The 21,664-nt window shown below is 61.7% G+C and carries 20 protein-coding genes; 14 read left to right on the top strand and 6 right to left on the bottom strand.

All coding sequences use genetic code 11. The annotated features are described in order from the left end of the window. Positions 1-144 precede the first annotated feature (144 nt). Together QYH43_RS22625 and QYH43_RS22630 are read right to left on the bottom strand one after the other, a co-directional pair. The gene (locus tag QYH43_RS22625; RefSeq protein WP_301158163.1) at positions 145-1,323 is read right to left on the bottom strand and encodes a PLP-dependent aspartate aminotransferase family protein; all 1,179 of its coding nucleotides are present in this window, start codon (positions 1,321-1,323) and stop codon (positions 145-147) included. Beyond that, positions 1,320-2,696 (bottom strand): pyridoxal-phosphate dependent enzyme, encoded by a 1,377-nt coding sequence (locus QYH43_RS22630; protein ID WP_301158164.1) that lies wholly within the window; start codon positions 2,694-2,696, stop codon positions 1,320-1,322. Before QYH43_RS22630 ends, QYH43_RS22625 begins: the two co-directional genes overlap by 4 nt. 277 nt (positions 2,697-2,973) lie before the next feature. On the opposite strand from QYH43_RS22630, the gene QYH43_RS22635 reads away from it, so the two are divergent. The 5 genes from QYH43_RS22635 (at position 2,974) to QYH43_RS22655 (ending at position 8,587) form a co-directional block, all read left to right on the top strand. Next, positions 2,974-4,335 carry an NAD(P)/FAD-dependent oxidoreductase gene (locus QYH43_RS22635; protein WP_301158165.1) on the top strand — a complete coding sequence of 454 codons (1,362 nt, stop codon included), beginning with the start codon at positions 2,974-2,976 and terminating at the stop codon, positions 4,333-4,335. Continuing rightward, positions 4,335-4,745: a RidA family protein gene (locus QYH43_RS22640; RefSeq protein WP_301158166.1), complete on the top strand. Its 411-nt coding sequence runs from the start codon at positions 4,335-4,337 to the stop codon at positions 4,743-4,745. The genes QYH43_RS22635 and QYH43_RS22640 overlap by 1 nt, the downstream gene beginning before the upstream one ends. Before the next feature lie 10 nt (positions 4,746-4,755). Next, a complete protein-coding gene (locus tag QYH43_RS22645) occupies positions 4,756-5,430 on the top strand; it encodes a DUF1028 domain-containing protein (RefSeq protein WP_301158167.1) in 675 nt (224 codons plus the stop codon). Beyond that, on the top strand, positions 5,423-6,589 hold the full coding sequence (argE, locus tag QYH43_RS22650) for an acetylornithine deacetylase (protein ID WP_301158168.1): 1,167 nt from the start codon (positions 5,423-5,425) through the stop codon (positions 6,587-6,589). Before QYH43_RS22645 ends, argE begins: the two co-directional genes overlap by 8 nt. A gap of 957 nt (positions 6,590-7,546) precedes the next feature. Further along, positions 7,547-8,587 carry a GGDEF domain-containing protein gene (locus tag QYH43_RS22655; protein ID WP_256583056.1) on the top strand — a complete coding sequence of 347 codons (1,041 nt, stop codon included), beginning with the start codon at positions 7,547-7,549 and terminating at the stop codon, positions 8,585-8,587. Positions 8,588-8,600: 13 nt separating this feature from the next. Here the strand turns inward: QYH43_RS22655 and QYH43_RS22660 are convergent, their stop codons facing one another. From QYH43_RS22660 to QYH43_RS22675, 4 genes are all read right to left on the bottom strand, one after another. Then, complete coding sequence (locus tag QYH43_RS22660) at positions 8,601-8,963, bottom strand: cupin domain-containing protein (RefSeq protein WP_301158169.1); 363 nt, start codon at positions 8,961-8,963, stop codon at positions 8,601-8,603. Positions 8,964-8,976: 13 nt separating this feature from the next. Further along, on the bottom strand, positions 8,977-10,374 hold the full coding sequence (locus QYH43_RS22665) for an FAD-binding oxidoreductase (protein ID WP_301158170.1): 1,398 nt from the start codon (positions 10,372-10,374) through the stop codon (positions 8,977-8,979). A 72-nt stretch (positions 10,375-10,446) separates the two neighbouring features. Next, positions 10,447-11,721 (bottom strand): glycosyltransferase, encoded by a 1,275-nt coding sequence (locus QYH43_RS22670; RefSeq protein ID WP_301158171.1) that lies wholly within the window; start codon positions 11,719-11,721, stop codon positions 10,447-10,449. 97 nt (positions 11,722-11,818) lie between these two features. Beyond that, a complete protein-coding gene (locus tag QYH43_RS22675; RefSeq protein WP_095058465.1) occupies positions 11,819-12,751 on the bottom strand; it encodes a GntR family transcriptional regulator in 933 nt (310 codons plus the stop codon). A gap of 200 nt (positions 12,752-12,951) precedes the next feature. On the opposite strand from QYH43_RS22675, the gene QYH43_RS22680 reads away from it, so the two are divergent. From QYH43_RS22680 to QYH43_RS22720, 9 genes are all read left to right on the top strand, one after another. Further along, the gene (locus QYH43_RS22680) at positions 12,952-14,007 is read left to right on the top strand and encodes a spermidine/putrescine ABC transporter substrate-binding protein (protein WP_301158172.1); all 1,056 of its coding nucleotides are present in this window, start codon (positions 12,952-12,954) and stop codon (positions 14,005-14,007) included. 82 nt (positions 14,008-14,089) lie between these two features. After that, a complete protein-coding gene (locus tag QYH43_RS22685; RefSeq protein ID WP_095058467.1) occupies positions 14,090-14,950 on the top strand; it encodes an ABC transporter permease in 861 nt (286 codons plus the stop codon). Beyond that, positions 14,947-15,753, top strand: a complete 807-nt coding sequence (locus QYH43_RS22690) for an ABC transporter permease (RefSeq protein WP_095058468.1) — start codon at positions 14,947-14,949, stop codon at positions 15,751-15,753. The genes QYH43_RS22685 and QYH43_RS22690 overlap by 4 nt, the downstream gene beginning before the upstream one ends. Then, positions 15,746-16,825, top strand: a complete 1,080-nt coding sequence (locus QYH43_RS22695) for an ABC transporter ATP-binding protein (protein WP_301158173.1) — start codon at positions 15,746-15,748, stop codon at positions 16,823-16,825. The genes QYH43_RS22690 and QYH43_RS22695 overlap by 8 nt, the downstream gene beginning before the upstream one ends. A gap of 32 nt (positions 16,826-16,857) precedes the next feature. Continuing rightward, the gene (locus QYH43_RS22700; protein WP_301158174.1) at positions 16,858-18,141 is read left to right on the top strand and encodes a glycosyltransferase; all 1,284 of its coding nucleotides are present in this window, start codon (positions 16,858-16,860) and stop codon (positions 18,139-18,141) included. Continuing rightward, a complete protein-coding gene (locus tag QYH43_RS22705; protein WP_095058471.1) occupies positions 18,134-18,502 on the top strand; it encodes a cupin domain-containing protein in 369 nt (122 codons plus the stop codon). Before QYH43_RS22700 ends, QYH43_RS22705 begins: the two co-directional genes overlap by 8 nt. A gap of 243 nt (positions 18,503-18,745) precedes the next feature. Then, complete coding sequence (locus tag QYH43_RS22710; protein ID WP_095058472.1) at positions 18,746-19,090, top strand: cupin domain-containing protein; 345 nt, start codon at positions 18,746-18,748, stop codon at positions 19,088-19,090. 5 nt (positions 19,091-19,095) lie between these two features. Next, positions 19,096-20,169 carry a phosphotransferase gene (locus tag QYH43_RS22715; RefSeq protein ID WP_301158175.1) on the top strand — a complete coding sequence of 358 codons (1,074 nt, stop codon included), beginning with the start codon at positions 19,096-19,098 and terminating at the stop codon, positions 20,167-20,169. Further along, the gene (locus QYH43_RS22720; RefSeq protein ID WP_095058473.1) at positions 20,150-21,658 is read left to right on the top strand and encodes an aldehyde dehydrogenase; all 1,509 of its coding nucleotides are present in this window, start codon (positions 20,150-20,152) and stop codon (positions 21,656-21,658) included. Before QYH43_RS22715 ends, QYH43_RS22720 begins: the two co-directional genes overlap by 20 nt. Positions 21,659-21,664 lie beyond the last annotated feature (6 nt).

Genomic DNA, 21,664 nt, shown 5'->3' on the forward strand with positions numbered 1-21,664 from the left:
GCGGGGCTTTGGTGAACATCAAATTTGGGTATGACAGAAATTCAAAACTGTAGGAGCAAGCTTGCTCGCGATGACGGTGTGTCAGTCAGTATCCACATCGACTGTTCTACCGCTATCGCGAGCAGGCTCGCTCCTACAGTGGGGTTACATCCGCGCCAATGCCTGAGCCAGATCAGCCCGCAGATCGTCCACATCCTCAACCCCCACTGACAACCGCACCAACCCGTCGCCAATCCCCAGTTCGGCGCGGGTGGCGGGTGGAATGGTGGCGTGGGTCATGATCGCCGGGTGTTCGATCAGGCTTTCGACGCCGCCCAGGCTTTCGGCCAAAGCGAAGATCTGCACGCTCTCGAGGAAGCGCTTGGCCCCGGCCAGGTCGCTGTTGAGGTCGAGGGAGATCATCCCGCCGAAACCGCGCATTTGCCGTTGCGCCAGTTCGTGTTGCGGGTGCGAGGGCAGGCCGGGGTAGTAGACCCGTGAGACTTGCGGCTGACGCTCCAGCCATTGCGCCAGCTCCTGCGCGTTGCTGCAGTGACGCTCCATGCGCAAGGCCAGGGTTTTCACCCCGCGCAGGGTGAGGAACGCGTCGAACGGCCCGGCAATGGCGCCGACCGCGTTTTGCAGGAAACCCAGTCGCTCGGCCAGTGCGGCGTTTTGCCCGACCACCGCAATGCCGCCGATCACGTCGGAGTGGCCGTTGAGGTATTTGGTGGTCGAGTGCAGCACGATGTCAAAGCCCAGCTCCAGCGGGCGCTGGATCCACGGGCTGGCGAAGGTGTTATCGGCCACGCAGATGATGCCGCGGTCGCGGCAGGTGCGGGCGATGGCGGCGAGATCGGTGAGGCGCAGCAGCGGATTGCTCGGGGTCTCGACCATGACCATCCGCGTATCGTCCTGCAACGCTGCTTCAAACGCGCCGAGGTCAGTCAGGTCGACGAAGCTGAAGCGATGCCCCGCACTGCGCTGGCGCACCTTGTCGAACAGGCGGAAAGTCCCGCCATACAGGTCGTTGCCGGACACGACATGTGAGCCGGCATCGAGCAGTTCAAGCACCGTGGAAATGGTCGCCAGCCCCGAAGCAAAGGCAAACGCCTGCGTGCCGCCTTCAAGGTCCGCCACACAACGCTCCAGTGCCCAACGCGTCGGGTTGTGCGAGCGTCCATAGTCGAGGCCCTTGTGCACGCCAGGGCTCTGCTGCAAATACGTGGAGTTGGCATAGATCGGCGGCATCAGCGCCCCGGTCGACGGGTCCGGCGCTTGCCCGGCATGGATCACCCGGGTGGCGAAGCCCTGTGCCGGGGCGTTTTTATCCTGTTGACTCATGGCAGGGATCTCCGCAAATGGTTGAGCATGTCGGTTCGGGTGATCAGGCCGTGGAAGCCCGAAGCGTCCTTGATGATCGCCACCAGCCCGCGGCCGAGTTCGGCCTCCAGTTCCGCCAATGTGGCGTCGGGCGCCAGGGTTTGCAGTTTGTCGGTCATGGCGCTGGAGACGGTTTTGCGGAAATGCGCGGCGTCTTCGTGAACGCCCAACAGAATGTCGGACTCGTCGATCACGCCAACCAGTTGCTGCCCGTTCACCAGCACCGGCAATTGCGACACATCGGCCAGGCGCATGCGCTGGAACGCGGTCAACAGCGTGTCATCGGGGCCGACGCTGATCACCCGGCCGTCCTCGAAGCGCCTCGCGACCACGTCGCGCAAGTCGCCGTAGTGCTTGCGTTGCAACAGGCCCTGATCGTTCATCCACTGGTCGTTGTAGACCTTCGACAGGTAACGCGTACCGGTGTCGCACACGAAACTGACCACCCGTTTCGGTTCGGTCTGTTCGCGGCAATAACGCAGCGCCGCCGCCAGCAAGGTACCGGTCGACGAGCCGCCGAGAATCCCTTCGGCACGCAGCAGTTGGCGGGCGTGATCGAAGCTTTCTTCGTCGCTGATCGAATAGGCGTGACGCACGCTGGACAGGTCGGCAATCGACGGGATGAAGTCTTCGCCAATGCCCTCAACCGCCCACGAACCGGGGGTGCCAAGGGTGCCGCTGCGGCTGTATTCGGCCATCACCGAACCGATCGGGTCGGCCAGCACCATTTCCAGGTCCGGTTGCACGCGTTTGAAGAAACGGGTCAGCCCCGTGAGGGTACCTGCCGAGCCAACGCCGACGACGATGGCGTCCACATCATGCTGGGTTTGCGCCCAGATCTCCGGCGCGGTGCTGCATTCGTGGGCCAGCGGGTTGGCGGGGTTGTTGAACTGATCGGCGAAGAACGCATCGGGAATTTCCGCCGCCAGCCGCGCGGCGACGTCCTGGTAGTACTCGGGATGGCCCTTGCCGACATCGGAACGGGTGATGTGCACCTCGGCCCCCATGGCTTTGAGGTGCAAGACCTTCTCGGTGGACATTTTGTCCGGCACCACCAACACCACGCGGTAGCCCTTGGCGCGACCGACCAACGCCAGGCCCAGCCCGGTGTTGCCGGCAGTGGCTTCAACAATGGTGCCGCCGGGCTTGAGGCGGCCATCGAGTTCGGCGGCATCGATCATGGCCAGGCCGATACGGTCCTTGATCGAACCGCCGGGGTTCTGGGATTCGAGTTTGAGAAACAGCGTGCAGGGACCGGTATCGAAGCGGCTGACACGCACCAAAGGCGTGTTGCCGATCAGTTCAAGCACGGCGGGGCGAGAGTTGTCAGGCATGTCGTCACTTCCTTGCGCAAATTCGCACTGGGTGGACATCGGCCGGCGCTGTGCCATCAGGCGTCAATTGCCGGCATTGCGTCGCTAGGACCATAGGCCGGGATCAGCCCACCCGCAACCTTGCACAGCCGACCGGTCGCCTCGACGCTTTTTCCTCGCCAGCGACCACAAAAAACATAATTTCGCTAATCCCCGGCTCCGAACAGAATGCGACCAACACCCTCACACCGATAGCCGCAGCAGAAGAACAACAGTGATCAGAATCGAGGCGGCAGCCATGACCGACCTGAATCAAACCACCTTTCAGAAGTGCACAGCCATGACAGTAGACAAGACCGAAATTGATACGCTTGTAGTGGGTGCCGGCCAGGCCGGCGTGGCCGTGAGTGAACACCTGAGCAAACTCGGTGTGCCACACCTCGTTCTGGAGCGCAATCGTATTGCCGAAGCCTGGCGCACCGGTCGCTGGGATTCGCTGGTGGCCAACGGTCCGGCCTGGCACGACCGCTTCCCGGGGCTGGAATTCGAGGGTCTGGACCCGGATGCCTTCGCCGGGAAAGAGCAGGTGGCTGAGTACTTCGAAGCCTATGCCCGCCAGTTCAACGCGCCGATCCGCACCGGCGTGGACGTGAAGAAAGTCGAGCGCAACGCCGATCGTCCAGGCTTCACCGTTGAAACGTCCGATGGCGTGATCGAAGCCCGACATGTGGTGGTCGCCACCGGTCCGTTCCAGCGTCCTGCCATTCCGCCGATTGCTCCCGAAATCGCCGGCATCACCCAGATTCACTCCGCTCAGTACTACAATCCGCAGCAACTCGCCGAGGGCGCAGTGCTGGTGGTCGGCGCCGGTTCTTCAGGCGTGCAGATTGCCGATGAATTGCAACGATCCGGCAAGCAGGTCTACCTGTCGGTGGGCGCCCATGATCGTCCGCCGCGTGCCTACCGCAACCGCGATTTCTGCTGGTGGCTGGGCGTGCTGGGGGAGTGGGATGCCGAAGCCATGCAGCCCGGCAAAGAACACGTGACCATTGCCGTAAGCGGTGCCCGTGGCGGTCACACCGTGGACTTCCGCCGCCTGGCGCATCAGGGCATGACGCTGGTCGGCCTGACCCAGTCGTTCGACGGCGCTGTGGTGAGTTTCGAAGACAACCTCGCCGACAACATCCGTCGTGGCGATGAAAATTACCTCGCACTGCTCGACAAGGCTGACGCTTATATCCAGCGCAACGGTCTGGACCTGCCACTGGAACCCGAAGCCCGCGCCATGCTGGCGGATCCGGACTGCGTCACCAACCCGATCCTTGAACTGGATCTGCTCAAGGCCGGCGTCACCACGATCATCTGGGCCACCGGTTTTTCCACCGATTACAGCTGGCTGAAGGTCGATGCCTTCAAGGACAACGGCAAACCGCAGCACCAGCGTGGCGTGTCGGCCGAGCCGGGGGTGTATTTCGTCGGGTTGCCTTGGCAGTCCCGCCGCGGCTCCGCGTTCATCTGGGGCGTCTGGCACGACGCCAAGCACATCGCCGACCACATCGTTAAACAGCACACCTATCTCAACTATCGAGATGCGACCCAGCGAGAAGCCGAAGCCACCCGTGCACCTCTTCAGAAAGCCAGCCTCATGGGAGTCCGTTGATGCCTACTCATACCCGCATCCGCATGTTCAACACCAAAGACACCTACCCGAACCAGTCGCTGGACAACGATTTTTGCCAGGCCGTGCGCGCCGGCAACACGGTGTATGTGCGTGGTCAGGTTGGCACCGATTTCAACGGTCAGTTGGTCGGCCTCGGCGATCCGCGCGCCCAGGCCGAGCAGGCCATGCGCAACGTCAAGCAATTGCTGGAAGAGGCGGGCAGCGACCTGAGCCACATCGTCAAGACCACCACTTACCTGATCGACCCGCGCTACCGCGAACCGGTGTACCAGGAAGTCGGCAAGTGGCTCAAAGGCGTGTTCCCGATTTCCACCGGGCTGGTGGTCAGCGCCCTTGGCCAGCCGCAGTGGCTGATGGAAATCGACGTGATCGCTGTCATCCCTGAATAAGGAATTCGCCATGACTTTTTCCATCGTGGGTCGCTGCCCCGAGACCGGGCAGCTGGGCATTGCCATCAGTTCGTCGAGTATCGCCGTCGGTGCGCGTTGCCCGTGGTTGCGGGCCGGTGTCGGCGCGGTGTCGAGCCAGAACATCACGCTGCCGGCCCTCGGCCCGCAGATCCTCGATGAACTGGCCAACGGTTCGGCGCCGCATCAGGCGCTGGACCACTCGTTGACGCGTAACGGCTACAGCCAGTATCGGCAGGTGGCGGTGGTCGATGCCCAGGGTCGCACGGCGGTGTTCAGTGGCAACCATGCACTGGGCATCAACAACGCCGTGGCCGGTGATCAATGCGTGGCAGCCGGAAACTTGCTGGCCAACAGTGGGGTGATCGAAGCCATGGTCGCGGCGTTCGAAAGCAGCGAAGGGTGCCTCGCAACTCGCTTGATGAACGCCTTGCAGGCCGGGCAAGACGCTGGCGGTGAAGCGGGCGAGGTGCACTCGGCGGCCATGTCGGTGGTCGGTGACCTGACCTGGCCGATCGTCGATCTGCGGGTGGACTGGGCCGATGAAAACCCGATTGGCGAGCTGGGTAAACTGTGGACAGCCTACGAGCCACAACTTCAGGATTATCTGACCCGCGCCCTCAATCCGACCCTGGCCCCCTCCTATGGAGTGCCCGGCGATGAGTGAGTTGCGCAGCCGCGCCCTGCTCGAAACGTTGATCGGGTTTGCCACGGTCAGCCGTGATTCGAACCTGGCGCTGATCGAATTCGTGCGCGACTACCTGCACGAACTGGGCGTGGAGTGCGAACTGATCTACAACGACGAGCGGACCAAGGCCAATCTGTTGGCCACGGTTGGCCCGCGTGTGGCGGGCGGCATCGTGCTGTCGGGGCACACCGACGTGGTGCCGGTGGACGGTCAGGCGTGGACGGTCGAACCGTTCTGCCTGAGCGAGGCGGACGGCAAGCTGTACGGGCGTGGCACGGCGGACATGAAAGGTTATCTGGCCTGTGTTTTGGCGGCGGTGCCGGTGTTTCTTTCCAGCCCTTTGAAGCGCCCGGTACATCTGGCGTTTTCCTATGACGAAGAGGTCGGTTGCCTCGGCGTTCGCGGCTTGCTGGAGGTTTTACCCCGACGTATTCCGGCACCCGCGCTGTGCCTGATCGGCGAACCCACCGAGCTCAAACCGGTGCTAGGTCATAAAGGCAAACTGGCAATGCGTTGCCACGTCCACGGTGCGCCGTGCCATTCGGCCTACGCGCCTTATGGAGTGAACGCCATCGAGCAGGCTGCACGGCTGATCGGTCGGTTGGGTGAAATCGGCGCGACCCTGGCCCGGCCACAAATGCATGACCATCGCTACGATCCGGCGTTCTCGACCGTGCAGGTCGGGGTCATTCAGGGCGGCACGGCGCTGAACATCGTTCCCGCCGATTGCCGTTTCGATTTCGAGATCCGCGCCTTGCCGGACTTCGCCCCGCAAGTGGTCGTCGATGAACTGAAGGACTACGCCGAGCAGGCATTGCTTCCGGCCATGCAGGCTGTGGACTCCAATACCGGTATTCGCTTTGAAAAAATCTGCGCCTATCCCGGCCTGGCGACACCCGCCGACAGCGCGGCTGCCCGGCTGATTACCGAGCTGTGCGGCAGTGACGAATTCAGTACCGTGGCCTTTGGGACGGAAGGCGGGCTGTTCGATCAGGCCGGCATTCCTTCGGTGGTCTGCGGTCCCGGCAGCATGGACCAGGGGCACAAGCCTGATGAATTTGTCAGCGTCGAACAGATGGCGGCCTGTGACCGCCTGATGGATCGCCTGGCGGCGTATTTGAGTGAGCAAAACGACTGATAACAACTCTTCAACGCCTGGGCTGCGCCGCATAACCCCTGTAGGAGCGAGCCTGCTCGCGATGAGGCCATCAGCTCCAGCATCTTCGTGGGCAGGTCCACCGCCATCGCTAGCAGGCTAGCTCCCACAGTTGATCTCCGCATGCCATAAATCCCCTGTAGGAGCGGGCTTGCCCGCGATGAGGCCATCAGCTCCAGCATCTTCGCGGGCTGGTCCACCGCCATCGCTAGCAGGCTAGCTCCCACAGTTGATCTCCGCATGCCATAAATCCCCTGTAGGAGCGGGCTTGCCCGCGATGAGGCCATCAGCTCCAAGATCCTCGTGGACTGATACACCGCCATCGCGAGCAAGCTCGCTCCTACAGTTGATCGTCGGATGCCGTAAATCCCCTGTAGGAGCGGGCTTGCCCGCGATGAGGCCATCAGATCCAACATCTTCGCGGGCAGGTCCACCGCCATCGCTAGCAGGCTAGCCCCACAGTTGATCTCCGCATGCCGTAGATCCCCTGTAGGAGCGGGCTTGCCCGCGATGAGGCCATCAGCTCCAACATCTTCGTGGACTGATACACCGCCATCGCGAGCAAGCTCGCTCCTACAGTTGATCGTCGGATGCCATAAATCCCCTGTAGGAGCGGGCTTGCCCGCGATGAGTCCATCAGCTCCAGCATCTTCGTGGGCAGGTCCACCGCCATCGCTAGCAGGCTAGCTCCCACAGTTGATCTCCGCATGCCGTAGATCCCCTGTAGGAGCGGGCTTGCCCGCGATGAGGCCGTCAGCTCCAGCATCTTCGCGGGCTGATACGCCGCCATCGCGGGCAGGCCCATTCCCACCCAGCGGTTTCGGTGCCGGATCCATCAATCGGATTGAATTGTGGCAAGTCAGGATGGCCGTTTGTCGGGCGTATGGTTATGCTCAACGCGTTTTCCATTTGCCAATGATTAACAACCACAGTGAAACCATGAGCCAATCCGAGACGCGTGCGACTGTTCTAGCGCTGTATCCAGAAGACTCCCGCGAGGCGGCGGCATTGCTCAAGCAGGCAGTGCCGCTGATGGTTCGTCACAATATTCCGCCCAACCCGGTGCATTACGCGCTTTGGTACACCTACAGCAAAGGCCAGGAGCCGGAGCTCAATCGCCATCTGGACCGGGTGGTCAACGATTTCGACTATTTCCCGCCGGAGTCTGCCACCAAGCTGTTTCGTGAATACATCATCCGCGACGAACTGGCGGACGCCCGCTCCGGGCAACAGGAAGCGATCAATCTGGTCGACGACATGGAGCGTGATGTATCCCGAAGCGTAAAGGGCAGCCGTCACTTTCAGGCCAGCCTTGACCAATACCTGCAAATGCTTGAAGAGCCAGCCAGCGAGCGCTTGCCGAGCATCCTGATCCAGTTGCAACAGAGCACTCGACTCATGCAGGGCCAGCAAGAGCACTTCCTCACGCAATTGCAGTCTGCGCAGCATGAAATCAAAACCCTGCGCGACAAGCTCGAACGTGCGCAACTGGCGGCGACGCTGGATGGCCTGACCGAACTGTTCAACCGCACCACGTTCAACCGCAAGCTGGAGCAGGCATTCAGCAACGCGCCGAAGGGCGTTGCGCTGGTCATACTGGATATCGACCACTTCAAGCAGTTCAACGATCAGTACGGCCATCCGCTGGGCGACCGTGTTCTGCAGCATGTCGCCCAGGTGCTGCGCGATTCACTGCCAGCCGAGGCGATTGCGGCGCGGTACGGTGGCGAGGAGTTCTGCGTGGTGCTCAAGGACTGTCCGGATCAGGACAGCGCGGCGGCTTTCGCCGAGCGGTTGCGCTTGAAGATCCAGTCGCTGCGGGTCAAGGCCCGAGGCACCGACACCGTGCTGGACACCATCACCGCGTCATTCGGCGTGGCCCACGCTCAACCCGGCGACACCCCGGAAAGCCTGCTGACCCGCGCCGATGATGCGCTGTACCAGGCCAAGCGCAACGGGCGCAATCAAGTACGCCACTAGCCTGACTGACCCGTTACCCGAGAATGAAATACACCTTGCGCACAGGCGTGAGGTTTTCCCACATGCCATTGAAACCACTGGCAACCACAAACGAATCGCCTGCTGTGAAGGTGCGGCTGACACCCTCGGTGTCGGTCAGGCGCACCGTGCCTTCGAGAATATGGCAGAGCTCGTCGTAATCGCACTGACAACGCTCCAGATGCGGCCCGGCCTCCCAGATACCGGCGACCGCGTTTTTATCAGGTCGAACAAAATGCCGCCAACTGCTGCTGCGATAAGGCGCATCGACCACGGCCGGGTCGTTGATCTCGGTTTCACGGGGCGCAAGGTCAGGGTTGGCGAAGTCGATGACGTGCCGGGGCAGGGCTGTGGACATGGTGGTCTCCGGATCAGGAATCGAAGCCGATGCCAAAGGCATCGAAAGTCTTGAGCAGCAAGTTGCGATGACCGTCACGGTCCTCCCGCGCCAGTGAGCGCTGGGCCAGCTTCACACCGACATAACGCAACGGTTCGGGCGGAAAGCGGAACGGCGCCTTGGACGTCATCAGCAGTTCGGTTCGTTCGGTGCGCTCTCCAGCCAACAGGTCGAGCATGTTCAGCGCGGCGAAGCGGCTGGCTGACACGCCTTGCCCGGTGAAGCCCAAGGCATAGGCGACGCGACCCTGGTGCTCGCAACCGGTGAACATCGTGGTGCGCGCCGAGGTGTCGATGATTCCGCCCCAGGCATGGCTGAAACGTACATCGCGCAGCGCCGCAAAGGTCTGCTGAAACTGTTCGGCCAGGCGCTGGAAACTTTGCGGGCGTTGGGTCAGCGCTTCGTTGCGGCGCCCGCCGAAATGGTAGATGGCGTCGTAGCCGGCCCAGAGAATGCGGTTGTCGGCGGTCTTGCGCAGGTAGTGAAACTGATTGCCGGAGTCGGCGATGCCGTAGCGTCCGGTCCAGCCGATGGTTTGTAACTGCGCATCGCTCAGCGGTTCGCTGACCAGGCTGTAGTCGTAGACCGGGATGACGGTCGAGGCCAAATGACCAAGCAGCGGCGGGGCGATGTTGGTGGCGAGGGCGATCTGCCCGGCCATCACGTCTCCATGGACGGTACGCAGACGCAGGCTGTCGTTGTTGGCGTCCAGTTGCAGCACCGGGCTGTTTTCGAACAATTGAATGCCTTGCTCAAGGCAAACGCGGCGCAATTCGGTAGCCATTTTTGCCGGGTTGAGCAGGGCGTAGTTGGGTTCGAACAGGCCGGCCGCATAGGCCGGGGAGTCGAGCTTCTGCGCCAGATCGCGGCCCTCAAGCCACTGGCAGTCAATGCCGAAACGGGCGTAGTTGCGTTGCATCGAGCGCAGCCCGTCGACCTGCCACGGCTGGGTGGCGACGTTGAGTTTGCCTTCGCGTTCGAACTCGACATTCATGCCGAAGCGTTGCAGGTCGGCAGCCAGTTCGTCGAGGTTCTGCCGGCCCAGGCGGATCAACTGCTGTGCTTCATCCGGCCAACGCTTGAGCGCGTTGGACACGCCATGGGAAATGCTCGGCGCGCAAAAACCACCGTTGCGCCCGCTGGCCTCACCGCCGCAGCGTCGTGCTTCGATGATCGCAATGCTCAGCCCGGGGTTGCGTTGACGCGCCAGCAGGGCGGTCCACAATCCAGTGAATCCACCGCCGACCACCACCAGATCGAAGGACACGGACCCACTGACGGAGGGCGCTAGGGGCGGTGGCGTGACGGTGTCCTGCCAAAAGGGATGGGGCAAGACGTGGTCGAGGGAATCGAGACGCGGTGGGGCATTCATGCTGAAACTCCGGCGAAGTGTCGGGCAGCGACGATTGCGTTCGGTTGCCCGACGGATTTTTTGTTGTTTTGGCTAGAGGTCAAGAATGGCGCGCGCGGCAATGTCTGTGCCGCGGGTCGCCTGCATGCGCTCGCTGAACGATGCGAGGCGTTGTTTCATCGCTTGATCGGCCAGCAGCTGTTCGAGGGCGGCGGGCAGGGCGGCCAGGGGATCGGCAAAGCGTGGCAGGTAGCGACCAACGCCGACCTCTTCAGCGCGGGCGGCGTTGTCGTGGCCGTCCCAGCAATACGGAATGATCAGCGACGGCAAACCGAAGTACAGCGCTTCGCAGAAACTGTTGTTGCCGCCGTGATGGATGAACACATCGCATTCCTTGAGCACCGCCGGCTGGGCAAACCAACTGTCGAGGTACACGTTGTCCGGGACGATGGTGTACATGTCGCGGTAGGCGCCGACGTTGACCAGAAAGCGGTACGGCAAGGTTGAGACGGTGCTGATCAGGCGCTTCATCATCTCGGTATCGGCGGCGCCCAGGCTGCCGAAGCTGAGGTAGATCAGCGGCGCGTCGTTGTGCCGTGGAAAATCCGGGACGATGTAAGGCGCTTCCCGTCGCACGCAACCATCGAGATACACGTATCGCTGCGGATCGAGCGGCTGCTGGCGGTCATGGCGAACCGGTGTCGGTGACAGCAGCAGGTTCAGCCATGGTGAGTCGGTGAGGAACTGCCCCGCAGGACAGGGCGCCGTATTGTTGCTCAGGAGAAATTGCGAAAAGCGTTCGTGGGCCGGCGCGACAGCCTTCAGGTATTGCTCGGTGTAGCGCTCACAAGCCGCGGTTTCACGGGTCAGGCAGCCGGACAGGTACGGCGGAACGTTGGCATCCGGCAGCTCGGTTTCGGCGCAGGACACCACGCGCACCCACGGGCAACCCGCGTTGGCGATGGCCGGGAACATCACCACGTTGTCGAGCACGATGACGTCCGGCTTGAGTCGGCTGAGCAACTGCTGCAAGGGCTTTTCCGCTTCGATGGCGGTGTCGATGATCGCTTCCCAGGCCGGCGCGACATAGCTGTCGATCTGCGCCAATGGGGTCTGGTCGAAGTAGGGAATGCTGCGCTCGATGAAGCGCTCCCAATAGTGCTGGTGTTCCGCCGCCGACAACGGGCTCACTTGCGGAATCGGGTATTCGTCGAAACCGTATTCAGCGAACAGTCCCTGAAAATGCTCATGGCAGATGAACACCGGTTTGGCGCCCAACTCTCGCAGCGACTGAGCGATACCAATGCAGTTCAGGGCCGCGCCGAAACTGGCTTCCGGAAACAGGGCGATCAGTTTTTGTTTATGCATGAGGCACTGTCCATGGCGGGTCAGACCCGCCGCTCCTGAAGATGTTTTTGATGCTGTCTTATTTTCAAAAAAAAATCATCATGTTTTTAAGTGGCGCTTAACGGCGCCCCAACAGATGACTTTGCGGGATGCCACGGTTGGCGGTTTGCGGGCGTTGCGCGGCACTCAAGCGAAGGTGCAGGCGCAACAGGTCGGCGGCGATCTCCATCTGCCCGCGCTCGATCTGCGCGATGATTTGCAGGTGTTCGCGCAGGGCTTCTTGCAGGCGGTGCACGCTGACCGACGGCAGCAGATTCGGCAGGCGCCGCAGGCTTTGATGCTGGAGCAGGGCGTCGCTGATGAAGCGGTTGCCGCAGCTCTGGGCCAGCAGTTCATGGAAGCTGATGTCCAGCTCGCGAAACTGCTGGATGTCGAAGTTTTCCACGGGGCTGGCGAGCAGGCTTTGCGTGGCGTTGCGCAACAGGCTCAGGCGTTGCGGGTCGGCGTTGAAGCTCGGGCTGAGCAGCGCTTCGGGCTCGAGAATCAGGCGGAATTTCAGGCTTTCTTCGAGGGCGGCCAGGCTGTTCAGCGACGGGCGAAACAGCCAGGACTGACCGGGGCCGCGCTCGATGGCCTGGCTTTCGCTGAGTTGCTGCAGGGTTTTCTGCGCCGCTGGCCGGCCGATGTCATAGCGGCGCATCAGTTCGCTGATGCTGATGCTGTCACCCAGGCGCCCGGCCATGCGGTCGCGCAGTACCGACGCCGCCAGCTCTTCTTCCGCGGCTTGCGGCAGGGCTGCGTTGAATGCCTGACCGGTCGGGGATGCCAGTAATCGGTAGCCCTTGCCGGCTTCATGGCTGAGCAGATTTTCTTCCAGCAGCACTTTCAGGGCGCCGCGGATCAGCGTGCGTGAAACCTGAAACGTGCGGGCCAGCGCCTGTTCGGCCACCGGGTCGCCGGCCACCAGGCCGCTTTCCTGGGTGTGATCGAGGATGCGGCGAGCCAGTTCCAGATGATTGGTGCGCGGTTTTTTTTCGGCTGTTGTGCTCAAGCGTCTTTTCTCGTTGTGATCCGCTGTCGGGCTCAGGTGCTCATCTTATGCCATGCGCCGGACAATCGTCAGTCCGGAAAAAAGCGTTGACAAGTTTCTATGCTGGTCCTAATTTCGTAAAAAAAACACAAGCAATCGTTTTCCGTTTTGCCGTACTGCCTTCGAACACAACAAAATAAACAATCGTCGGGTGAGTATTTATGAGCAAGCTGAATGATCTTCTGTGCGCCGGATTGGCCGTTTCCCTGGCGATCGCTTCACAGGCTGCAAGTGCGAAAGACATGGTGATTTCCATCTGGGACGGCTACATGGCCCCGGATGCGCTGGAGAAGTTCAAGGCGGCCAGTGGTGTTGACGTCGACAAGGCGTTGCACGCCACCAACGAAGAAATCATGGGCAAGCTCATGGCGTCCGGTGGTGAAGGTTACGACGTGGTGTTCGTGTCCTCGCCCTTCGCTGAAGTCCTGCACAAACAAGGGCTGCTGGCGGACATCGATCCGGTCAAAGTGCCCAATCTGAAAAACCTCTATCCCGAAGCGACCCAGCTGGAATACGACGCCGGTAATCATTTCTCCGTGCCTTACACCTGGGGCACGACCGGTATTTGCTATCGCTCCGACAAGGTGACGCCGGCGCCGCAAAGCTGGAACGAGCTGCTCAACCCCAGCGATGCGCTCAAGGGCAAGGTCACGATGCTGGCCACCGACCGCTGGATGCTTGGCGCCGGTTTCCTCGCCAAGGGCTGGTCGGTCAACGACAGTGACCCCGCGCAGATCGCCGCTGTGCGTGATCAACTGATCGCCACCAAGAAACGCATCCTCGCGTTCGACGACACCACGTTCTACTCCAAACTCGCGTCCGGCGAATCGCTGATGGCCCACGCCTGGGACGGCTGGTGCAACTACGGCACCCAGGCCAACGCGGCGATCAAGTTCGTGGTGCCCAAGGAAGGTTCCGACCTGTGGGTGGACACCATGGTGGTGCTCAAAAGCTCGAGGCACCAGGAAGAAGCCTTCAAGTTCGTCAACTTCATGCTCGCCAAGGAAAACCACGCCTGGGTCGCTGAAAACATCCTCTACAAAGTTCCCAACCAGGCTGCAATGGCCGGGTTGTCCGCTGACTTGCTCAAGCAATATCCCAATCTGACCATGACGCCGAGCGAGCTGGTGAAGATGGAGCAATTGCGCGATCTGGGCGGCGCTACGCAAAAAGCCTACACCCGCGCCGTGACCGAAATCATGGCGGCACAGAACTAACGCCGCATCGATCCGAGGCCTGCCCGCCAGGCCTCGCCACGTTCGCAAGCCGCCTCTGTCCTGAGGCGGGAGGATAGGGTTAATGAGTGCTTTGCATGCTGACAGGCGTCTGTCGGCCTGGCTTCTTGCGCCCGGCTTCGGCTGGCTGCTGATGTTTCTGGTGGTGCCGTGTTTGCTGGTGCTGGTCTACAGCTTCGTGGAACGCGGCGCGTATGGCGGCATTGACTGGTTGTTTACCTGGGAAAACTACCAGCGCGCATTCGACCCTCTGTACCTGGGCATTCTGCTCAAATCGGCCAAGATCGCCGGGCTGGCGACGCTGTTTGCGGTGCTCATCGGCTATCCGGCGGCCTATGCGATTGCCCGTGCGCCACGGCGGCGTCAGGCGGTGTATCTGTTTCTGGTGATGCTGCCGTTCTGGAGTAACTACCTGATCCGCACTTACGCCTGGATCGTGTTGCTCAACCGCGAAGGCCTGATCAATCGCCTGCTGCAACTGTTCGGCTACAGCGGCGAACCCATCAGCCTGCTGTACACCGAATCGGCGGTGGTACTCGGGTTGGTCTACAACTACATCCCCTTTGTGATCCTGGCGATTTTCTCCTCGTTGTCGCGCATCAACAACGAACTCTGGGACGCCTCCAGAGACCTCGGCGCCTCGGGCTGGATGACGTTCCGGCGGATCATCCTGCCGCTGAGCGTGCCCGGCATCGCCGCGGGCTCAGTGTTTGTCTTTGTGCTGAGCATCGGCAACTTCATCACCGCCGACCTGTTGGGTGGCAAGCAGGTGCAGATGGTCGGCAACCTGATCTATTCGCAGTTCCTCACGGCGCGGGACTGGCCGTTCGGTGCGGCGCTGAGCTTCTTCCTGATCGCGATCATGCTGGTCCTGTTGTTCATCCAGGCCCTGGTGGCACGCCGCGCAGAAGGGGCACGCTCATGAGTCAGCCACGTTCGGTCAGCGGCGCCGTATTGAGTTCGCACCTGGGGCTGGTCTATGCCTTCCTTTATGTACCGATCCTGGTGCTGATCCTGTTGTCGTTCAACAAGTCCGGATTGCCGACCGCCTGGGGCGGCGTGTCATTTAAGTGGTACGCGGCACTGGCGCATAACACGGCGATTCTGTCGGCGGCGCTCAATACCTTGATCGTCGCACTGTCGGCGACGTTCATTGCCTGCGTGCTCGGCACGTTCCTGGCGCTGGGTATCGAGTTGCGCCGCAAGGACAACCACAAGGGGCAAGTGGTCGACACCTTGCTGATGGCGCCGATGATCATTCCCGACATCGTGCTGGCGATTGCGCTGCTGAGCTTCTTCAACCTGCTCAAGGTTGGGTTGGGCTTGCACTCGATCATCATCAGCCACGCGGTGTTCAATATTGCCTTCGTCTGCGCCGTGGTGCGCACGCGGCTCAAGCACTTCGACTATTCGATCCTCGAAGCCTCGATTGACCTCGGCGCGAGCTGGTTCACCACGTTCCGTCGGGTGCTGTTGCCGGTGATTTTCCCCGGCGTGCTGGCCGGTGGATTGCTCTCGTTCACCCTGTCGGTGGACGAATTCATCATCGCCTTTTTCAACTCCGGCTCCGGCCAGGCGTCGACGACTTTGCCGATGCAGATCTACGCCATGATCCGCTTCGGCGTCACCCCGGAAATCAACGCTCTGGCGACGCTGGTGATGCTGGTCAGCATCACCGCGCTGCTGGCTTCGCAGCGTCTCAACAAGGCTCCTCGCACCCATGAATAATTCTTCCGCGGTACTGATCCTGGACAAGGTCAGCAAGTCTTATGGCAACGGTCTGGCGGTCGACGAGGTGTCGCTGAGCATCCGCGAGAACGAGTTCTTCGCGCTGCTTGGCCCGTCTGGCTGCGGCAAGACCACGCTGTTGCGCATGCTCGCCGGTTTCGAGACCCCCAGCGGTGGCTGCATTTATCTGGATGGCAACGACATCTCGCCGCTGCCGCCGAACAAGCGTCCGCTGAACCTGATGTTCCAGTCCTATGCGCTGTTTCCCAACATGACCGTGCGCAAGAACATCGCCTACGGTCTGGAAATGGAACGTCTGCCCGAGCTGGAAATCCGTCGCCGGGTCGATGAAGTGCTGAGCACCGCGCAACTGGGCGAGTTGGCCGAGCGCAAGCCCGATCAGCTTTCCGGTGGTCAACGCCAGCGAGTGGCGCTGGCACGGGCACTGGTCAAACGTCCGCGTGTGTTGTTGCTCGACGAGCCCTTGGGCGCACTCGACAAAAAGCTGCGGGAAAAGATGCAGCTGGAACTCAAGCGCCTGCAACACGAGAGCGGCATCACCTTCATCATCGTCACCCACGACCAGGAAGAAGCGCTGGTGATGTCCGACCGCATGGCCGTGCTCGACGGCGGCAAGGTGTGCCAGTGCGGCAGCCCGACCGAGCTTTACGAAAACCCCAACAGCCGTTTCGTGGCCAACTTCATCGGCGTCAGCAACCTGCTCGAAGGTGTGCGCTCGGGCCCGCATTCGGTGCGGGTGAACGGCCAGGAACTGAGTGTTGAAACCGACGCACCGATGGTCAACGGCCAGGCCGTCGCCGTGGTGGTACGGTCGGAACGCTTGCAAGTGCTGATGGAGCAGGGCGGTGACTGCGCCAATCAGGTCAGCGGCAAGATCGTCGAAGTCGCCTACCACGGCCTCGATACCAACCTGCACGTGCAGACGCCGCTCAGCGACAAACCGCTGATCGTGCGCGTGCCGTCCTCTCAGTTTGAGTTCGCCCATTTTGCAATCGACACCACCATCCGGCTGGGCTGGCAGGCCCGGCATGCCCGCGTATTGACGCGCTGAACAACAAAAAGACCCGGCAGGAGCAGCACTCGATGAAACAGAAAGTGATCGCATTCTTTCCCGAAGCCGCCTACGGCCCGGCGCTCAATTCAGTCGGTATCGCCCAGGCGTGTGAAGCGCTGGGGCACAAAGCGGTGTTTCTCACCGACCCGGGCATGAGTGGCGTGTACGCCGGTTATGGTTTTGAAGAACACATGGTCAACATGTCGGCACCGATGCCGGCCGAAGAAATGGCCCGCTATTGGGTGGACTTCATCAACGGCCACATTCCGAACTTCCGCAAGTCGCCGTTGGATCAGATCGACAACTACGTCAAGGAATGCTGGGCCGCCATTGTCGAAACGGCGAAGTGGGCGCAAAAGGATCTGCCGGCGGTGCTGGACAAGGTCAAGCCCGACCTGATCTGCGTCGACAACGTGATCCTGTTCCCGGCGATCAAGCAATACGGCAAGCCGTGGGTGCGGATCATTTCCTGCTCGGAAAACGAAATCGAAGACCCGGATATCCCGCCGCACCTGTCGGGCATGAGCATCGACGACAAGGCGGGCCACGCGCAATTTCGCCAGCGCTTTGAACAGGTGATCGGTCCGATTCACGAGGACTTCAACCAGTTCCTGCAAGCCCATGGAGAGGCGCCGTATCCGCTGGGTACATTCTTCGAAGCTTCGCCGTTCATGAACCTGTTGTTGTACCCGGATGCGGTGAAGTTCGACCGTCGCCATCCATTGCCGGCCGAACGTTTCCACTACCTGCAAGGTTGCGTGCGTCACGACACGCCGTATGAGATTCCGCCGTTCCGTGCGCATAACGACAAGCCGTTGCTGTATGCGAGTTTCGGCAGCCTCGGCTCCGGCGATGTCGAGTTGCTCAAACGCCTGATCGAGGCGGTGGGCAAGCTGCCTTATCGGGCGCTGTTCAACGTCGGCGAACACCTCGACGAATACCCGGACCTGCCGGACAACGTGCAGATTTCCAACTGGTTCCCGCAACCGTCGGTGATTGCCCAGGTCGATGCGGTGATCCACCACGGCGGCAACAACAGCTTCACCGAGTGCCTGTTCTTCGGCAAACCGGCGATTGTCATGTCCTACGTGTGGGACGGTCACGACAACGCCATGCGCGCCGAAGAAAGCGGTCACGGCTTCAAGCTCGACCGCTATGAGTGGAGCGAAGAACAGCTCGCACAAAAACTCCACGCCTGCCTCAACGATGAGGCCATGCGCCAACGTTTGCAGCGCACCAGCGCGCAGATGCAATCCCGCAAAGGGCCGCAAGACGCGGCCGCGATTCTCGACAAGGTGCTCAACGATGCCTGATTCATCCACCACGGCGGGTATCACGCCGTACCTCGAAGCCGTCAGCAGCCGCACCGATCTGGTGGACTGGGGCGTGCAGAGCGACGCCGTCGAAGGTGTCTCGCATTCCAGCGGCCGATTGCTGTTCAAAGGCCCGAACAACAGCCCGGAAACCGGGTTGTGGGTGTGCACGCCGGGGCGCTGGCGGTTGTCGATTCCCCGGGATGAGCTGTGCCATTTCCTCGCGGGGCACGCCATTTACCGCAACGACAACGGCGAAGTGATCGAAGTGCGCCCCAACACCCTGGTGCTGTTCCCGGCGGGTTGGACCGGCGAGTGCGAAGTCCGGGAAACCCTGCGCAATGTGTACATGCTTGCCTGAACTTTGTAGGAGCCGGCTTGCTGGCGATAGCGGTACGCCGGGCGACATCGGTGTCGACTGTCCCGACGCAATCGCCAGCAAGCCGGCTCCTACACAGAATGTGGCCATCACAAAAATCACGCTCTTAGTAGGAGCTGGCTTGCCAGCGAAGAGGCCCACAGGATTGATGAAAAACTCAAGGCCGCCTTCGCCAGCAAGCCGGCTCCTACAGGTTAGATACTGACTATTTACTGGAGAAAATGAATGACTACCCCGTTTCTGTACGACCCGCTGAGCATCACCGACGTCAAGGATTGGGGCGTGATCCCGACCATGCTCGAAGGCGAATCCCGTGTTTCCGGCGTGGTGCTGCACAAAGGCCCGGAAGGCCAGTCCGAGTGCGGCATCTGGATCTGCACCCCGGGCAAGTGGTTTTGCCATGTCACCAGCGACGAGTTCTGCCACTTCCTCGAGGGTCGCTGCACGTACGTTCACGAGTCCGGCGAAGTGATCGAGATCAAACCGGACACCGCCGCGTTCTTTCGCAAGGACTGGAAAGGTGTGTGCACCGTCCACGAGACCATCAAAAAGGTCTACATGATCCGGTGACCGCCATGACAGATGCACTGGCGTCATTGCCAACCCGTGAAGACCAGCGCGCGGCCTTCCTGACACGCGCCGGTTACGCCGGGACAGCGCTGATCGCGCTGCCGGCGGATGCTTCGACCCGGCGCTACTTTCGCCTGGACGGCGCCGGGCTGTTGTTGATGGATTCGCCGCCCCACAGCGAACCCATCGGCCCGTTTGTACGGGTCGCCCGGCAGTTGCAGGGGCTGGGCCTGTCCGCGCCGGCCTTGCTGGAAGTGGACGAAGCGGCGGGGCTGGCCCTGATCGAGGATTTCGGTCACGACACCTACACCCGGCTGCTGGCGGCCGGCTACTCGGAGTCGGGGTTGTATCACCTTGCAGTCGATACGTTGGTGACGCTGCATCGCGCGCCATCAGCCGCTGAACTGGCCCCTTACGACGAACAGCGACTGGCAGACGAATACGCACTGTTTATCGATTGGTACGTGCCGCTGTTGATCGGCAAAGAAGCGGCGCACAAGCTGCGCGATGAGTATCTGGCGCTGTTCGCGGACGCCTGTCGCGACGTCGCAAAACGCCGCGAAGCTTTGGTGCTGCGGGACTTCCATGTCGACAACCTGATGCTGTTGCAAGGCCGTGAAGGTGTCGCGGCCTGCGGCTTGCTGGATTTTCAGGACGCGTTGGTCGGGGCGGCGGCCTATGACCTGATGTCGCTGCTCGAAGACGCCCGGCGCGATGTGCCTGAAGCGTTGCGAGAGAAACTGATCACTCTTTACCTGTTGCGGCGCCCGGAGCTGGATGCGTTGCGTTTTCTCGCCGATTACCGGTGCCTGGCGGCCCAGCGTCACGCCAAGGTGCTGGGGATATTCGTGCGCCTGGCGGGCCGCGACGGCAAGCACGGATACCTGGCGCACCTGCCGCGCACTCTGGGCCTGTTTGTCCGCGCCCTTGAAGCCCAAGCCTTTGCGCCGCTGCGCCAGTGGCTCGACCGGCATGTTTCGGGCTGGCGCGATGAACTGCCCGCCGAGACGCTGGCGATGTTGCGCCAAACCCCTTATCGATTGGTTCAAGGATCCTCCCATGGCCACGTTCAACACTGACACCGCTTTGCGTTTCATCAACTCCGAATTCCTGCCGCTCACGGCTGGCCGCGTACGTGAAGTGCTCGACCCCGCGACCTTGCAGCCGGTGGGGCAGGTCGGTCTGTGTGGCGAAACGGACGTACAAGCCGCCATCGATGCCGCCACCGCTGCGCAAAAACAGTGGCGCGTGGTCGATGCCAAAAGCCGCGCCGCACGCCTGCATCAACTGGCCAACGCCATCGAACAGAGCGTGGCCTGCAACCGCGAAGTCGCACGCCTGATGACCCTCGAAATGGGCAAGCCGTTTCCCGAGGCCATGGGCGAGCTGGCGAACTGCGCGCCGATCTTTCGCTACTACGCGGAAATGGCCCGGGACGATGCCGGTAAGGTGGCCGGCACTACGCAAATCGGTTCTTTCCAGCATGTGCGTTACGAGCCGTATGGCGTCAGCGTGCACATCATGCCGTTCAACTTTCCGATCCTGCTGATGTGCTGGACGGTCGCCGCGTCGCTGGCGGCGGGCAACGCCTGCATCATCAAACCGGCGGAAGCCACGACCCTGTGCACCCTCAAATTCATGGAGCATTTCACGGCGCTGTTGCCGGGGCTGGTGTCCTGCGTGCCGGGCGATGCTGCAACCGCGCAGCTGCTGGTGCAGTCGGAACAGACCCATGCGGTAGCGTTCACCGGCAGCGTGGCGGCGGGCAAGGCCGTTGCCGTGGCGTGTGCCGAACGGATGAAACCCTGTGTGATCGAGGCCGGTGGCAGTGATCCGCTGATCATTTCCAAGCATGCGCCCCTGGAAGTTGCAGCGGCCGGCGCGGTGACCGCAGCGTTTCATCTCAGTGGGCAGATTTGCACCTCGGCCGAACGTTTTTATGTGGTCGACGAGATTCATGACGAGTTTGTCGCCAGGTTCGCCGAGCGCACCCGTGCCTTGCGCATCGGCCACGGCCTGGAGCGTTCGGAAATCGGGCCGATGGTCAGCGAGGCGGCGCGCAACAAAGTCATGCGCCTGGTCGATGACGCCGTGGCCAAGGGCGCAACCGTGGTCTGCGGCGGGCGAATTCCGCCACAGCACACGGTGGGCTGGTTCTACGAGCCGACCATCCTCACCGGCGTGACCGGCGACATGGCGATCCTGCAGGAAGAGTGCTTCGGCCCGGTGGCGGCGATCTGCCGTGTGAGCGACTTCGACGAAGCCGTGCGGCTGGCCAATGATTCGCCGTTCGGCCTTGGCGCGTCGCTGTTCTCCACCGACCTGGCCGAAGCCATGGAGGCCGCCGAGCGGCTGGAGGCGGGCATGGTCTGGGTCAACAACCCGCTGATCGACAACGATGCGCTGCCGTTCGGTGGCTGGAAAATGTCGGGCCTTGGGCGTGAACTGGGGCGTCAGGGGCTTGAGGCATTCCGCCGTTCGAAGATGGTCATCATCGATCACCAGCCCAAGATTCAGGACTGGTGGTACCCGTACGCCGACGACGTGTTCTATCGCGATCCGGTCTGAAACCGG

It is taken from the genome of Pseudomonas sp. C32 (genome assembly GCF_030417915.1).
GTDB lineage: Bacteria > Pseudomonadota > Gammaproteobacteria > Pseudomonadales > Pseudomonadaceae > Aquipseudomonas.

Coding starts and splice junctions, on each gene's coding strand:
- QYH43_RS22695 (WP_301158173.1), top strand. CDS start 15,746: ATGAATAATTCTTCCGCGGTACTGATCCTGGACAAGGTCAGCAAGTCT.
- QYH43_RS22720 (WP_095058473.1), top strand. CDS start 20,150: ATGGCCACGTTCAACACTGACACCGCTTTGCGTTTCATCAACTCCGAA.
- QYH43_RS22645 (WP_301158167.1), top strand. CDS start 4,756: ATGACTTTTTCCATCGTGGGTCGCTGCCCCGAGACCGGGCAGCTGGGC.
- QYH43_RS22655 (WP_256583056.1), top strand. CDS start 7,547: ATGAGCCAATCCGAGACGCGTGCGACTGTTCTAGCGCTGTATCCAGAA.
- QYH43_RS22710 (WP_095058472.1), top strand. CDS start 18,746: ATGACTACCCCGTTTCTGTACGACCCGCTGAGCATCACCGACGTCAAG.
- QYH43_RS22625 (WP_301158163.1), bottom strand. CDS start 1,323: ATGAGTCAACAGGATAAAAACGCCCCGGCACAGGGCTTCGCCACCCGG.
- QYH43_RS22705 (WP_095058471.1), top strand. CDS start 18,134: ATGCCTGATTCATCCACCACGGCGGGTATCACGCCGTACCTCGAAGCC.
- QYH43_RS22715 (WP_301158175.1), top strand. CDS start 19,096: ATGACAGATGCACTGGCGTCATTGCCAACCCGTGAAGACCAGCGCGCG.
- QYH43_RS22680 (WP_301158172.1), top strand. CDS start 12,952: ATGAGCAAGCTGAATGATCTTCTGTGCGCCGGATTGGCCGTTTCCCTG.
- QYH43_RS22690 (WP_095058468.1), top strand. CDS start 14,947: ATGAGTCAGCCACGTTCGGTCAGCGGCGCCGTATTGAGTTCGCACCTG.
- QYH43_RS22660 (WP_301158169.1), bottom strand. CDS start 8,963: ATGTCCACAGCCCTGCCCCGGCACGTCATCGACTTCGCCAACCCTGAC.
- QYH43_RS22635 (WP_301158165.1), top strand. CDS start 2,974: ATGACCGACCTGAATCAAACCACCTTTCAGAAGTGCACAGCCATGACA.
- QYH43_RS22630 (WP_301158164.1), bottom strand. CDS start 2,696: ATGCCTGACAACTCTCGCCCCGCCGTGCTTGAACTGATCGGCAACACG.
- argE (WP_301158168.1), top strand. CDS start 5,423: ATGAGTGAGTTGCGCAGCCGCGCCCTGCTCGAAACGTTGATCGGGTTT.
- QYH43_RS22670 (WP_301158171.1), bottom strand. CDS start 11,721: ATGCATAAACAAAAACTGATCGCCCTGTTTCCGGAAGCCAGTTTCGGC.
- QYH43_RS22685 (WP_095058467.1), top strand. CDS start 14,090: ATGAGTGCTTTGCATGCTGACAGGCGTCTGTCGGCCTGGCTTCTTGCG.
- QYH43_RS22665 (WP_301158170.1), bottom strand. CDS start 10,374: ATGAATGCCCCACCGCGTCTCGATTCCCTCGACCACGTCTTGCCCCAT.
- QYH43_RS22700 (WP_301158174.1), top strand. CDS start 16,858: ATGAAACAGAAAGTGATCGCATTCTTTCCCGAAGCCGCCTACGGCCCG.
- QYH43_RS22640 (WP_301158166.1), top strand. CDS start 4,335: ATGCCTACTCATACCCGCATCCGCATGTTCAACACCAAAGACACCTAC.